The sequence below is a fragment of the Lactiplantibacillus argentoratensis genome (assembly GCF_037290055.1).
Classification (GTDB): Bacteria; Bacillota; Bacilli; order Lactobacillales; family Lactobacillaceae; genus Lactiplantibacillus; species Lactiplantibacillus plantarum.
In genome coordinates this window covers 1,556,641-1,570,897 of record NZ_CP147647.1, presented here as the reverse complement: position 1 = coordinate 1,570,897, position 14,257 = coordinate 1,556,641, and the positions used below count along the sequence as shown (strand labels likewise).

The 14,257-nt window shown below is 46.5% G+C and carries 12 protein-coding genes and 1 riboswitch; of the genes, 11 read left to right on the top strand and 1 reads right to left on the bottom strand.

The annotated features are described in order from the left end of the window. Nucleotides 1-65 precede the first annotated feature (65 nt). From dnaE to pyk, 3 genes are all read left to right on the top strand, one after another. Nucleotides 66-3,416 (top strand): DNA polymerase III subunit alpha, encoded by a 3,351-nt coding sequence (gene dnaE, locus V7R88_RS07315; protein ID WP_057717141.1) that lies wholly within the window; start codon nt 66-68, stop codon nt 3,414-3,416. A 113-nt stretch (nt 3,417-3,529) separates the two neighbouring features. Continuing rightward, nucleotides 3,530-4,492 (top strand): 6-phosphofructokinase, encoded by a 963-nt coding sequence (gene pfkA / locus V7R88_RS07310; protein ID WP_003640604.1) that lies wholly within the window; start codon nt 3,530-3,532, stop codon nt 4,490-4,492. Between the two features lie 85 nt (nt 4,493-4,577). Further along, nucleotides 4,578-6,338, top strand: a complete 1,761-nt coding sequence (pyk, locus tag V7R88_RS07305; RefSeq protein WP_057717142.1) for a pyruvate kinase — start codon at nt 4,578-4,580, stop codon at nt 6,336-6,338. Between the two features lie 75 nt (nt 6,339-6,413). On the opposite strand, the gene V7R88_RS07300 is transcribed toward pyk, so the two are convergent. Next, nucleotides 6,414-7,379 (bottom strand): IS30 family transposase, encoded by a 966-nt coding sequence (locus V7R88_RS07300; RefSeq protein ID WP_033609918.1) that lies wholly within the window; start codon nt 7,377-7,379, stop codon nt 6,414-6,416. Nucleotides 7,380-8,396: 1,017 nt separating this feature from the next. Here V7R88_RS07300 and V7R88_RS07295 point away from each other — a divergent pair. The 8 genes from V7R88_RS07295 to V7R88_RS07260 all read left to right on the top strand — a co-directional run bounded on the left by V7R88_RS07295 (nt 8,397) and on the right by V7R88_RS07260 (nt 14,036). Further along, nucleotides 8,397-8,855, top strand: coding sequence for a DUF441 domain-containing protein (locus V7R88_RS07295; protein ID WP_003640601.1), 459 nt, complete (start codon nt 8,397-8,399; stop codon nt 8,853-8,855). A gap of 54 nt (nt 8,856-8,909) precedes the next feature. After that, the gene (locus V7R88_RS07290) at nt 8,910-9,797 is read left to right on the top strand and encodes a CvfB family protein (RefSeq protein ID WP_057717143.1); all 888 of its coding nucleotides are present in this window, start codon (nt 8,910-8,912) and stop codon (nt 9,795-9,797) included. Between the two features lie 7 nt (nt 9,798-9,804). After that, the gene (gene xerD / locus V7R88_RS07285) at nt 9,805-10,695 is read left to right on the top strand and encodes a site-specific tyrosine recombinase XerD (RefSeq protein ID WP_057717214.1); all 891 of its coding nucleotides are present in this window, start codon (nt 9,805-9,807) and stop codon (nt 10,693-10,695) included. A gap of 38 nt (nt 10,696-10,733) precedes the next feature. Beyond that, the gene (locus V7R88_RS07280) at nt 10,734-11,117 is read left to right on the top strand and encodes a hypothetical protein (protein WP_057717144.1); all 384 of its coding nucleotides are present in this window, start codon (nt 10,734-10,736) and stop codon (nt 11,115-11,117) included. Continuing rightward, on the top strand, nt 11,083-11,850 hold the full coding sequence (locus V7R88_RS07275) for a segregation and condensation protein A (RefSeq protein ID WP_057717145.1): 768 nt from the start codon (nt 11,083-11,085) through the stop codon (nt 11,848-11,850). The genes V7R88_RS07280 and V7R88_RS07275 overlap by 35 nt, the downstream gene beginning before the upstream one ends. Next, a complete protein-coding gene (scpB, locus tag V7R88_RS07270; protein ID WP_057717146.1) occupies nt 11,837-12,436 on the top strand; it encodes an SMC-Scp complex subunit ScpB in 600 nt (199 codons plus the stop codon). Before V7R88_RS07275 ends, scpB begins: the two co-directional genes overlap by 14 nt. After that, nucleotides 12,436-13,152, top strand: a complete 717-nt coding sequence (locus tag V7R88_RS07265; RefSeq protein ID WP_057717147.1) for a pseudouridine synthase — start codon at nt 12,436-12,438, stop codon at nt 13,150-13,152. The genes scpB and V7R88_RS07265 overlap by 1 nt, the downstream gene beginning before the upstream one ends. A 54-nt stretch (nt 13,153-13,206) precedes the next feature. After that, nucleotides 13,207-13,328, top strand: a riboswitch (FMN riboswitch). A gap of 123 nt (nt 13,329-13,451) precedes the next feature. Further along, nucleotides 13,452-14,036, top strand: a complete 585-nt coding sequence (locus tag V7R88_RS07260) for a Gx transporter family protein (protein ID WP_338816112.1) — start codon at nt 13,452-13,454, stop codon at nt 14,034-14,036. Nucleotides 14,037-14,257: the final 221 nt, after the last annotated feature.

The following is a 14,257-nucleotide window of genomic DNA, read 5'->3' as shown; positions in this document are numbered from 1 at the left end:
CTGATTTGATGTTACGTTTTCGATGCGAGTTGAAAGCTGATATTTTATGAAAGGAGGCGGCGATAGTGGCACAATATGTTCCATTGCAAGTGTTGAGTACTTTTAGTTTGCTTCAAAGCACTAGCACTGTCAGTGAGCTAGTCCAGACTGCTAAGCAGCACGGCTATTCAGCGCTGGCCTTAACGGACGTTGATGTCATGTACGGGATTGTTGATTTCTATAATGCCTGTCGCCAGGCGGAAATCACCCCGATACTAGGCATAACGTTGAACCTATTAGGACATGAACTAACGGCCCAAACGTATCCGCTGGTCGTGCTCGCGAAAGACCAAGCTGGCTATCAAAACTTGATGCGGTTGTCGACGATGAAGCAGACGGCGACGGATGCCGGGTTATCGCTAACAGCCGTATTACCGTATTTGAACCATTTAATGGTCTTAACTCCGGCTAAAGACAGCGAATTAGCAGCATTGCTATTACAAAACAACGCTGAGCAAGCCGCCGATTGGGTGACGATGTTACGGCAGGCGGTCGACCCTGACAGCCTATATCTAGGAATTTCTTTGGATCAGGCTCCCGCGTTACGAACGACAATGACGGCCTTTGCACAGCAGCATCAATTACCGGTGGTAGCATTAGATCCAGTCGACTACGTCCAGGCCAAGGATTACTTTGCCGTTTCAGTTTTGCGAGCAATCGATCGGGGCCAACAGATCGAACAGCCTGAATCGTTGCAGGGCATTGAGGGTAGTCACTATTTACGGCCAGCCGACACCGTAACGGCTGACTATGAGCAACTTGGATTGACGGTGGCAGTGGCGGCCACCGCTGAAATTGCCGCGCAGTGCCAAGTTGAATTACAATTTCAACAACCGCAGTTACCGCAATTTCCAACGCCAACTGAACAGCCAGCCAACGTCTACTTACGCGAGTTGTGCACGGCTGGCCTGACAAAGCGCCTGGCTGCGATGACGGGGTCTGTTGATCAACAAGCCTACCAGGATCGTTTGGATCACGAACTGACCGTGATTGATCAGATGGGGTTTGACGACTACTTTCTGATCGTCTGGGACGTGATGAACTTTGCTCATGAAGCACAGATTACGACCGGGCCTGGGCGAGGCTCCGCTGCTGGTTCATTAGTCGCCTATGTCCTCAATATCACGGATGTGGATCCCTTGCAATACGACTTACTATTCGAACGCTTTTTGAACGCCAAACGGGCGAATATGCCGGATATTGACTTAGATATTCCTGATAATCGCCGGGAGCAAGTGCTGAATTATGTTCATGATAAGTATGGTCATGACCGTGTCGCCCAAATCATCACGTTTGGCACTTTGGCTGCAAAGCAAGCCTTACGTGATGTTGGCCGGGTTTTCGGCCTCTCGAGTTACGAGATGAGTGACTGGAGCGCCGCGATTCCTAATCAATTGCATATTACCCTCAAGCAAGCTTATCAGGGTTCCCAACGGTTACAAAATCTCGTTGCTGATTCATCGAAAAATAAGTTGCTATTTGAAACTGCCCAGCGCTTGGAAGGCTTGCCGCGCCATTATTCAACGCACGCGGCTGGCGTGGTACTAAGCCAAAAACCTTTGATTCAGATCGTGCCACTACAAGCGGGTAGTGAAACAATGATGATGACTCAGTATACCAAGGATACCGTTGAGGCAGTCGGCCTGTTAAAGATGGATTTTCTAGGACTGCGAAATTTGTCTTTAATGGCGAGTGCGCTACATTATGTGCAGCGTCAAACTGGCAAGCCACTAGCTATTACTAAAATCGACTTGAACGATCAGGCGACCCTTAAATTATTTCAGGCAGGCGACACGACCGGGGTCTTCCAATTTGAATCGGCGGGGATTCGAAATGTACTGCGGCGCTTGCACCCGGATAATTTTGAATTGGTCGCCGCAGTCAACGCACTTTACCGGCCGGGGCCAATGGAAAATATCGACCATTTTATTGCGCGCAAACAAGGCCAAGAACCGGTCAGCTATCCCGCAGAACAGCTCGCACCAATCTTAGGACCGACGTACGGCATTCTGGTCTACCAAGAACAAGTCATGCAAGTTGCAGCGGTCATGGGTGGCTTTACGCTGGGAGAAGCCGATTTATTACGGCGCGCGATGAGTAAAAAGAAACGCGCCGTGATCGACAAAATGCGGCAGCAATTTATCGCCGGCGCACAACAGAATGGTTATTCCGAAGCAGTGGCGACCCAGGTCTATCAATATATTGAGCAATTTGCGAACTACGGTTTCAACCGCTCACACGCGATTGCCTACAGTAAGATGGCCTTTGAACTAGCCTACTTGAAGGTTCATTATTCCGGGGCATTCTTTACCTCGTTGATGAATTCTGTGTTAGGCAATGGGACCAAGCTAAAACAGTATTTAGCGGAAGCTCGGCAGCATCAAGTTGCCATTATTCCACCAGATATTAATCGCAGTGGGCAGTACTTTGACTGGAATGGTCAGGCCATTGTGTTTGGCCTCAGTTCAATCAAGGGGCTGCGACGTGACTTTATTGCCAGTGTACTGGACGAACGGCAGGCCAACGGACCGTTCAGGAGTCTTCAACAGTTTATGCAACGGATTGACGCGAAGTGGCTCAAAGCGGATTTGATGAACGCCTTGATTTATGCGGGTGCCTTTGACCACTTTGGCCTGAATCGTGCGGAGCTGCTGACCAGTGTACCTGAGTTGATGTCAAGCGCCGAGTTAGCCGGTGGCAGTATGAGTTTGTTTGAATCATTAGCGCCGAAGATCAAAAAGCAACCGGAGCTCTCGTTAGGTGAGCGATTGGCCAAAGAAGCGGAATATCTTGGTGTGTACGTTTCAGGGCACCCGGTAGAAACGTATGATTGGCTCGCGCAACAACGACATACGCAATTAGTCAGCACGCTCACGAGTGAACAACCGGCACAAATACTGGTCTATATTACGAAGGTCCGAACGATTCGGACCAAGCGTGGTCAACCAATGGCGTTTGCCACGGGAAGTGATTTATCCGGGGAAATCGACTTGACGATTTTTCCCAACACCTATCAACGGATTCAGGCGGAATTGAAACCAGAAGCAATCGTGTTAATTACTGGTAAGGTCGAACAACAGCGGGATCTGCAAGTGATCGTCAACACCTGGCAGTTGGCGGAACAACTACCTAAACCAACCGGCCAACTCTTTTTGCGGTTGCAACCTGAGCAAGCAACGGCGACTGTGCAAAAGGAAATTTTAAGGATCTTAAGTCAATATCGAGGTCCTAATCCAGTTCTAATTTACTCGGCAGCAGCCCATCGAACGGTTGAACTAAATTCACAGTATTGGGTCGCAGAAAATCCAGATTTGGTTGGAGCGCTTACAACCTTATTAGGTCGCGATAATGTGGTGATGAAGAACGCTATCCCTTGATACGACGGCGTTTTTTAACGCATTTAATTTTAGAAAATAACAGACAATCCACGTGAAAAGTGTTAGAATCACTTATGGAGTTACGAACTCAATTTATTGCCTGAGGTGAAAAAATGAAACGCATTGGTATTTTAACCAGTGGCGGCGACGCTCCTGGTATGAATGCGGCCGTTCGTGCAGTTGCTGGTAAAGCAATGGCTGAAGGGTTGGAAGCATACGGCATCAATTACGGCTTTGCTGGATTAGTTGCCGGTGACATTCACAAAATAGAAGCAGCCGACTTAGATGGTGTGATTCAACGCGGCGGAACTTTACTATACTCCGCACGTTATCCAGAATTTGCCCATGAAGAAGGTCAATTAAAAGGGATCGAACAATTGAAGCGGTTTGGGATTGATGCTTTAGTTGTTATCGGTGGCGACGGTTCTTACCATGGCGCATTGCGCTTAACGGAACACGGCTACAACACGATTGGTCTTCCAGGGACGATCGATAATGATATTCCTTACACGGACTTCACAATTGGTTTTGACACTGCTGTCAACACCAACGTGCAAGCCCTTGACCGGATTTATGATACGGCTCATAGTCATGACCGGACTTTCGTTGTGGAAGTTATGGGTCGTGGCGCTGGTGACGTAGCCTTATGGTCCGGTGTTTCAATCGGCGCGACTGCTATCGTGGTCCCCGAAGTTGATTGGGACATGGAAGAAATCGCCAACAAGATTAAGCATAACCGGGCCAATGGTCATCGGAGCAACTTGATCGTGTTAGCCGAAGGTGTGATGGGTGCCCAGGAGTTTGTTGAGAAGTTATCCGAATATGGTGACTTTGATGCTCGTGGGAATACCATTGCTCATATGCAACGTGGTGGGAATCCAACTGCTAAAGACCGTGTCATGGCCAGCAAGATGGGTGCCTACGCTGTGGAACTCTTGCTTGCCGGCAAGGGTGGCTTAGCGGTTGGGATTCAAAACAACCAATTAGTCAACCACAACATCTTAGATTTATTTGAATCTAAGCATGACGTTGAAGTGTCATTAGATAAGTTGAATGAAGAAATTTCATTCAAGTAATCATGGCATGTTAGTTCTTATTTTAATTTGATAAAAATGACGTTAATGTCTTTTTATAAAAACTTTCAAGGGAGAGATTTTTCTTATGAAAAAAACCAAGATTGTTTCAACACTTGGTCCTGCCAGCACCGATACTGACACTATTGTTAAATTAATCGAAGCCGGCGCAAATATTTTCCGCTTTAACTTTTCACATGGTGATCATGAAGAACATTTAGATCGCTTAAACAAAGTTCACGAAGCAGAAAAGATTACGGGTAAGACCGTTGGTATCATGCTTGATACTAAGGGTGCTGAAATTCGGACGACCGTTCAAGCTAACGGGAAATCTGAATACAAGATCGGTGATAAGGTTCGTATCACCATGGACGATTCATTAGATACGACCCATGATAAGATTGCCGTTACTTACAAGAACCTCTTTGACGACGTTCATGTAGGTGGCCATGTCCTCTTTGATGATGGTTTATTAGACATGAAGATCGACGAAAAGGACGAAGCTAACCGCGAATTGGTTACAACTGTTCAAAACGCCGGCGTTTTAGGCTCACGTAAGGGTGTTAACGCTCCTGGCGTTTCAATCAACTTACCTGGGATCACTGAAAAAGACTCAAGCGATATTCGCTTTGGTTTGGATCATGAAATCAACTACATCGCTGCTTCATTCGTTCGTAAGCCACAAGATGTCTTAGACATTCGTGAATTACTTGAAGAAAAGCACATGGAACACGTTCAAATCTTCCCTAAGATCGAATCACAAGAAGGTATCGACAACGCCGATGAAATTCTTAAGGTTTGTGATGGTTTGATGGTTGCTCGTGGTGACATGGGTGTTGAAATTCCTGCTGAAAATGTGCCATTGGTACAAAAGAGTTTAATCAAGAAGTGTAATGCTTTAGGTATGCCAGTTATCACGGCTACTCAAATGTTAGACTCAATGCAAGAAAACCCACGTCCTACTCGTGCCGAAGCTTCTGACGTTGCCAACGCCGTCTTTGATGGTACTGACGCAACGATGCTTTCTGGTGAAAGTGCTAATGGTCTTTACCCTGTTGAATCTGTTGCCATGATGGCTAAGATCGACGAAAAGGCTGAAAACACTTTGGCTGAAAACGGTACGTTACAATTAAACCGTTTCGACAAGACTAGTGTTACTGAAACAATCGGTATTGCGATTGCTCGGGCAGCTAAGAACTTGAACATTAAGACGATCGTTGCTGCGACTGAATCTGGCTACACTGCTAAGATGATTTCGAAGTACCGTCCAAATGCTGATATCTTAGCAATCACTTTTGACGAACGGACTCAACGTGGCTTAATGGTTAACTGGGGTGTTCAACCAATCGTGGCTGAAAAACCAGAAACCACTGATGACATGTTTGATTTAGCTGCTTCTAAGGCTGTTGAACTTGGCTTTGCCAAGGAAGGCGACTTAATCCTGATCACTGCCGGTGTGCCAGTTGGCGAACGCGGTACGACTAACATCATGAAGATCCAATTAATTGGTTCTAAGTTAGCTGATGGTCAAGGTGTCGGTGATGAAACGGTTATCGGTAAAGCCGTAATCGCAACGTCTGCTCAAGAAGCTATCGACAAGGCCGTTGAAGGTGGCGTCTTAGTTACTAAGACGACTGACAAAGACTACTTACCAGCAATCGAAAAGTCTAGTGCTTTAGTTGTTGAAAACGGTGGTTTAACTTCACACGCTGCTGTTGTTGGTATCTCAATGGGAATTCCTGTTATCGTTGGTGTTAAGGACGCTACTAGTGTTATCTCTGATGGTCAATTGATCACCGTTGATTCACGTCGTGGCCTTGTATACCGCGGTGCTTCAAACGCCCTTTAAGATCAAATCCAATTTGATATTGAAAAGTCGTCGCTTTGCGGCGGCTTTTTATATTACCCGAATTGTCAAATTAAGTTAGAAATTTTTTAACTGTTCATCTGTAATCTGACTGATGAATGCTTCCAGAGGTGTCTGGTAACCCAAACTTTTTCGTGGGATGTGGTTTCGTCGACTGGCAACTGCTTGAACAAATCTATCTGATAGCTGGTCCATAATAAGATTGTGACGTAAACCATCTTTACGCAGCAGACCATTGGTGTTCTCATTTAAACCACGTTGATTGGGTGCTCCGACAGCGGCAAAGTAAATATTTAAATCAAATTGGTTAGCAATGGTTCGCCAACCGGCGAACTCCTTACCATTGTCAAACGTAATTGACTTAAATAGGTGTCGTGGCAGCTTCGAAAGCCATCCTGCTAAACTACGATTGACATCGTGTGCCGACTTGGTATGCGAATTCAGCACAATTGCGACCTTAGTTTGTCGTTCAACCAGCGTGGTTACCGCACCCTGATGGTTTTTACCTTGAACCGTGTCACCTTCTAAATGGCCGAATTCTTGATTAAAATTAGGATAGTCCTGATAACGATTCTTTAAATCCCTGCCCAATTGACCCGCTTTCCCACGGCGTTCAATGTAACCATTAGGGTGCCGTTTGCCGTGCATCGGTAAATCTTTGGTCGACAACCCCAAAACACCGCGTTTGAAAAGGCGGTAAAGGGTTCGAACCCCACAGCTGAAAGCCCGTTCTTGGCGATTAATAATGGTATCTGGTTGCCAACCAGCTTGAGTTTTGGCTTGAATATAGGCCAGTTCATCAGGGCGTAGTTGAATTGGTTTACGCCCACAATGTTGTTTATGCTTTCGATAGTGGCATTGGTAATCAATAATCGTACCGCCAGCGTCAAGAAACCGATAAATACGATACACAGTTTCAGCACTCCGATGGAGCGCTGGGGCCACTAGATAAGCCTTTTTACCGAGTTTCCAAAAAGAATAAATTGTGGCAAGTTCGTCTATGGTAAGATGAGTATAGGTCATTTGTGATCAGCCTTTCTTTTGATTTTGACACTCAAAAGTCTATCACAAATGGCTTTTTAAATTTCTAACTTAATTTTACAAACCGGGTTACATAAACTGCTTCACCCCCAGATGAATTAGTATGAAATATGATTAAAAGGTGCCAAAACGTTTGGAGATTCCGGTTAGTCAGCAAGGTTCGTCCTATTCCGACCTACGGGGCCGGGTGACAATTGCTGGAACGTAGCCGACGTCGATTCGAGCTCACGCAGCAACCCACTGCGCAATCTCAAATACGAGTCTTATTCTAGGCCGGAAGCAGACCACTTCCAGCCAAGAATAATTTGGCTACTGAGCATTGTCACCCAACCCCTCCAGTCGGGAAGCCGTTCGAATGGCTGATGAACAACCACCTAACTTGGTGCAACTTGCCGCTGAACGAGTTTACTACTTAGAATTTTGAACATGCGTTAATGCTGTCTCATTGTTTGGGATACCTCAGTACTAATACGGTGGAGTTAGAAATAATCGTACAATCACAATTATATTATCAAACTAACTGTTGTATGATAAAATTGCTATCTCTAAAATAGCAACGTCCAATTCGTTCAATGCTGGGTCCACCCATGTCAGCCATTCGAATACCATCCCGACTGGAAGGCATTTCGGCCAATGCTCAGCGGTGAAATTCCACTTGGCAAGCGTCCTTTGCTTGGTTAGTGGAAGACCAGTATTTAAGACGTGGGCTGCGGCTTAAATCTGTGTCCACCGCGTTCCAGCAATTGGCCGAAATGCCTGGAAGTCGGTGTAGGACGCCGCTAACTAAGCAAGTTTACGCTAAATAGACCCTTTTCCAGCGGGTTTAAGCTGGATCACTTGACGTTGACGTTTTGGCACCTTTTGATCATGTTTCCGCCTAAATTGAAGAATAGGGATCGGTTATTGATCAGGGGGGATGGTGAAATTGGTGAGTAACGACCAACACCCCTCGTAATTCGGGCCGTTTTCAGTTACAATTGATAACACGTGAGGTGTCGTATGGAAAGTTGGTTATTTTTATTAGCGATTTTAGTGGTGGCATGGTTAGGGAAAAATCAGTCCTTACAGATTGCGACCGTTGTTGTGTTGCTCATCAAATTGATTCCTAATACGAGTAAGCTATTAACGACGATTGGGCAGAAGGGGATCAATTGGGGTGTGACGGTGATTACCGTTGCAATTTTGATTCCGATTGCGACTGGTCAGATTGGATTTCGGGATCTGTGGCATGCGTTTAAGTCACCAGTGGGCTGGATTGCGGTTGCGTGTGGAGTGTTGGTTTCAGTGCTCTCATTTCACGGTGTCGGGCTCTTGTCAGCGACACCAGAGATTACCGTGGCGTTAGTATTCGGGACCATTATGGGTGTTGTTTTGCTCAAAGGAATCGCGGCCGGGCCAATTATTGCGGCTGGTATAACCTATTGCATTATTCAAGTCTTACATTTAAGTTTACAGTAATTAAAAAGAACGGTCCGTTGATATTTATAGACGGATATTCAGAGGAGTTATCACATGGATAGTATTATTGGAACGGTGGTTACGGCGAAGGTAACCGATGAAAACGATGAAGCATACTTCGTACAGATCGACGGGCAGACGCTGTGGGTCGATAAGACTGAACCGGAGAAGCCATTGCATATTGGCGGACTTTACGAAGGTTTTGTTTATGAGAATGAAGATCACCACTTACAAATGACGCGGTTTGTCCCAGAAATTTCGTTTGATCACTTTGTGTGGGGAACGGTTGTCCGGACGCGGCATGATCTAGGGGTCTTTGTCGATGTCGGTTTACCGAATAAGGACTTGGTGGTGTCATTAGACGAATTACCGACTATCAGTCGACTATGGCCTAAAAAAGATGATCGTTTATACGTTAAGTTAGCCCGTGACAATAAACAACGGCTATGGGCGACGTTGGCCGAATTGACGGACTTTGAGGCTATTTCTAAACCATATGATCGGGCCCAAGTTAAGAATACGGATACCATGGCGACCGTTTTTCGGTTGAAGATGGCTGGTACGTCGGTCATCACGGACGATAATCACCTGGGCTTCGTGCACCCGTCAGAACGTGAACAGGAACCACGCATGGGACAACACGTCAAGGCACGGGTCATTGGCTTTTTGCGCGACGGTGAATTGAACTTGTCCTTGAAGCCGCGGGGATATGAAGAAATTGGCGATGACGCCCAAATGTTATTAGCAGCATTGCAACATCAAGCGGACCACGCGTTACCATTTTGGGATAAGAGTGATCCCGATGACATTCGGAATTACTTTGGTATCAGTAAATCACAATTTAAGCGCGCTGTGGGTAATCTGTTGAAGCAACGCTTGATCAGCCAACAACCAGGTGAGATCAAGCTACTCGAAAATGCGGATGAGCAAGCCGACGATTGATCAAAAAATGCAGGACCAGCTTGCTGATTACCTGCATTTTTTGCGTGTTGAACGGGGATTAGTCGAGAATACGATCAAGAGTTACTCTCAAGATCTGACCACGTTTAGCGAATACTTGATGAGTCAGCAGATCACGGACTATCGGGTGGTTGACCGGTACATCCTGTTGAATTATTTGCAGTATCTTGATGAGGCGGGCAAGTCGCGGAATACGATCATTCATAGCGTGTCTAGTTTGCGTAAGTTTTTTCAATATCTCGCCCAAATGCACGCCATCGATACTGATCCGATGCTAAAGATCGATACGCCTAAGCGGGCGCAACACTTACCACAAGTGTTGTCACCGCGTGAGGTCGAACGATTGCTAGCCGTCCCTAAGTTGAATACCCCGCTCGGATTACGTGACCGCACCCTGTTAGAAGTGATGTATGCGACCGGGCTGCGGGTCAGCGAAACGATTAATTTGACGATGGACGATCTGCACTTGGACTTGGGGTTGATTCAAACGATCGGTAAGGGTGATAAGGAGCGGATCATTCCCATCGGTGATGTTGCCATTGATTTTATTACCCGTTATTTAAAAACGGCTCGGCCCAAACTCGTCTCTGCCAAACGCCGGAACAGCTATTTATTTATTAATAACCACGGTGGTAAATTAAGTCGGCAAGGGGTTTGGAAAAATCTGAAGGCAGAGGTCAAGGCGGCTGGCATCGAAAAAAACGTGACACCGCATACGTTGCGCCATTCGTTTGCAACTCACATTTTAGAAAATGGGGCGGACTTGCGTGTCGTGCAGGAACTTTTAGGTCATGCCGATATTTCGACGACCCAAATTTATACGCATATTTCGAAAAAACGCCTCGCTGAGGTTTATAATAAGTATCATCCGCGAGCGTAGACGTGGTGTGGAAGCAAGCAGTTAAGGGAGGCAATACCGTGCTCGTTAAATATCGGAAGGATTATGAAAAGGTCGCCATGGGGCTACTGTCATTTATCCCGGATTTCAAAGATTTAACACATCTACAAACTGAGATGCAGTGGTATCAGTCAACAGAGGACCACCAATTATTACTATGGCGGCAAGGTGACGGCGATTTCTGTGGCATTATTGGCATTGAAGTCGGCAGTGACTTTATCTTATTGCATCACGATTCATTATCGCCCGAGGAACGGACGGCCGCTAACCAGTATCAGATGTTGGATGAGCTGGCCGCACTGTATCCCAAACAACGGGTCATGGGAACTTTAGAAATGGCGCCAATCATTGGCGCGTGGGAGCGTAATCGTGACAAACAACCAACAACAACCAATCACCATTAAGATTTCGGAGTTTGAGGGGCCGTTAGACTTATTACTGCACCTCATTCGCCAAAACAAGATGGATATTTATGATATTCCAATTGCGGCCATCACGCAGCAGTATCTGGATTACTTGCACTCCATGCGAGCACTAAAATTAGATATTGCTGGTGATTATTTGGTCATGGCGGCGACGTTGATGACCATCAAGAGTCGGTTCTTGTTGCCCCAGCCCGAACCAGACGAGGACGAAGAGGATAATGAGGACGATGATCCGCGTGATTCACTGGTGGCCGAACTCTTAGCTTATAAGGTTTATCAGGAAGCAGCTGGTGAATTACGGGAAAAAGAACAAGCGCGCCATCAACATTTCACGCGGGAAGCGATGTTAGTGCCGGCCGACCTGAGTGCTCCCAAGCTGACTGCGGGAATCACCTTAGATGATCTGCAGGCGGCTTTTCGGCAATTAGTGGCTAAACGGCGGCGGGTACGGCCACTAACGAAAACGGTCGTCGCTGAAACCATCAACATTGATGAGCGGATGACACAAATTACGACGCAATTGCAACAGCAACCTCACGGACTGGATTTTGCCGACCTATTTACGGTCAGTGCCAGCGATGAAATGTTAGTGACAACCTTTATGGCTGTGTTAGAATTAACCAAGCAGGATCAAGTGGCGTTGCAGCAAGCTGAGCCACTGAGTCCGATTCATTTATATTTACGACAGGATGAACAGCATGACGAACATTGAACAAATTGAAGGACTATTATTTGTGGCTGGTGATGAAGGCATCACGGTCGCCGAAATCGAGCACGCCACGGGGTTTGCTAAGCCGGCGATTACGACGATGCTCACACAACTAGCCACGAAGTATCAAGCCGATCCAGACAGCGCCCTCATGATCCTATCAACGGCGAATACTTATCGCTTGGCGACTAAGGCCGCAGTGGCACCGGTGTTAAAACGCTACTTTGAAGCGCCGCTAACGACGAGTTTGTCACAAGCATCGTTGGAAGTCTTAGCAATCATCGCGTATCGGCAACCCTTGACGCGAATCGAAATTGATGAGATTCGGGGCGTGCACAGTGGGTCGACGATTCAAAAATTAGTTTTGCGACAGTTGGTCACCGAGACGGGCCGCTTGAGTGAACCGGGACGACCAATCTTGTACGGCACGACGGAACTGTTCTTGGATTACTTCGGGCTAAAATCTCTAGATGATTTACCAGCGATTGATTTAGCGGCCTTGAGTGACGCGGAGCATCCCGCACCAGAGACGGACCTCTTTTTAAATGCATTTCAGGATAAATTACAAGCAGAACGTGAGGATAAATAATGGCAGAACGATTACAAAAGGTAATGGCGGAAGCGGGCATCGCTTCGCGGCGTAAATCAGAAGTGTTGATCACATCCGGTCACGTTAAGGTGAATGGGAAGACGGTCACCACGCTCGGCGTAAAGGTGGAACCCAGTGACCATGTCGAGGTTGACGGGGTCCCGTTAAACGCGGAAAAACTCGTGTATTATTTGTTTTACAAGCCGCGGGGAGTCGTGACGACCGTTCATGATGAAAAGGACCGTAAGACGGTATTAGACTTCTTTGAAGACGTACCAGAACGGATCTATCCAGTAGGACGGTTGGATTATGATACTTCAGGTTTGCTCATCATGACGAATGATGGGGCCCTTGCGAATCGGTTGACCCATCCGAAGTACGAAGTCAAGAAGACTTATTTGGCTAAAGTCGAGGGCGTGCCGACCAACGCCGATCTCAAACAATTGCGCTTAGGCGTTGAAATCGATGGCCGTAAGACGGCGCCTGCCAAGTCGAACTTGTTAGATAGTGATCACAAGAAGAATAATGCGCTGGTTCAATTGACGATTCACGAAGGCCATAATCATCAAGTGAAGAAAATGCTGGCTGCAGTGGGTCACCCGGTGACGAAGTTGAAACGGGAACGCTATGGGGTTCTCGATTTGCAGAGTTTACAACCAGGTGAATACCGTAAGTTAAAGCCAATTGAAATTAGTAAGTTAAAAGGTGAACGATAGCGCTTGCATTTTTGAACGAAAGCCGTTAAAATAAACTTGTAAAAATAAATATTGGTTCATCTTCAGGGCAGGGTGCAATTCCCGACCGGCGGTAATAACCCGCGACCTATGCGTGTGCATAGTGATTTGGTGTAATTCCAAAGTCGACAGTAAAGTCTGGTATAAAGAAGATCGAGCTTATTTGCCAAGCGTTGCAAGTAAGTCCGCCCCGGATGACATTTAGTGTGATCGGGCGGGCTTTTTTATTTGAAACAACTGGTAATGCGGTTCATTGAAGATGACCCATAGGAGGGTGCGTTATGCAACATACAACGTTACACCGACTAGTGGGCATAGCCTTACTCGGTGCCAGTGCGTATATTTTAATGTTAGTGGAGTTTCCGATTTTGCCGATTGCGCCATGGATGAAGATCAACTTTTCAGATATTCCCATTCTGATTGGGCTCTTTCTCTTTGGTGTTGGGGGCGCGTTTGTTATCACCATTATCAAACTGCTCCTGCATTCAGCCATGATGGGTTTCGCCATCTATGATTTAATCGGGTCGTTTGCTAGTTTCTTGGGTACGGCAGTGCTGATTTTAGCATTTGCATTAGTGCTACGTTACTATCATGGTGATCCTAAGTGGCGGATGCCCGTCGCAATTGGTGTTGCGACGGTCGGGCTCGTTGTGATTGAATCGTTAGCTAACTTGACGTTTGTCCTGCCATTCTACTTACAAGTGATGGGCATGAAGCTCAGCATGTCGTTGAATACAATCGTGCTGGTCGCAGTCGTCCCATTCAACTTGATCAAGGGTCTGCTGGTCGGCAACGTCTTCTGGCTGGTCTATCAACGGCTGGCTAAATGGTTAGGCAACCACAATCAGCTGATGAGCCGAGTTTAAGCACAATCAATATAATAACGAAGGCGGTCATCTATTGCGTAAATGCAAGGTGACGGCCTTTTTAATTTGGCAACACCGTGATATTCTTAAATACGCACGCTGAATACTTAATCATGGATGCGCAATGCGGCGTCTTGCCAGTTCGTGGTAGCGTTGATTACCTAAACTTAGCAAGATCAATAAGCTACCGGTTAATCTACCAGCTAGCGAATTAGCAGCGT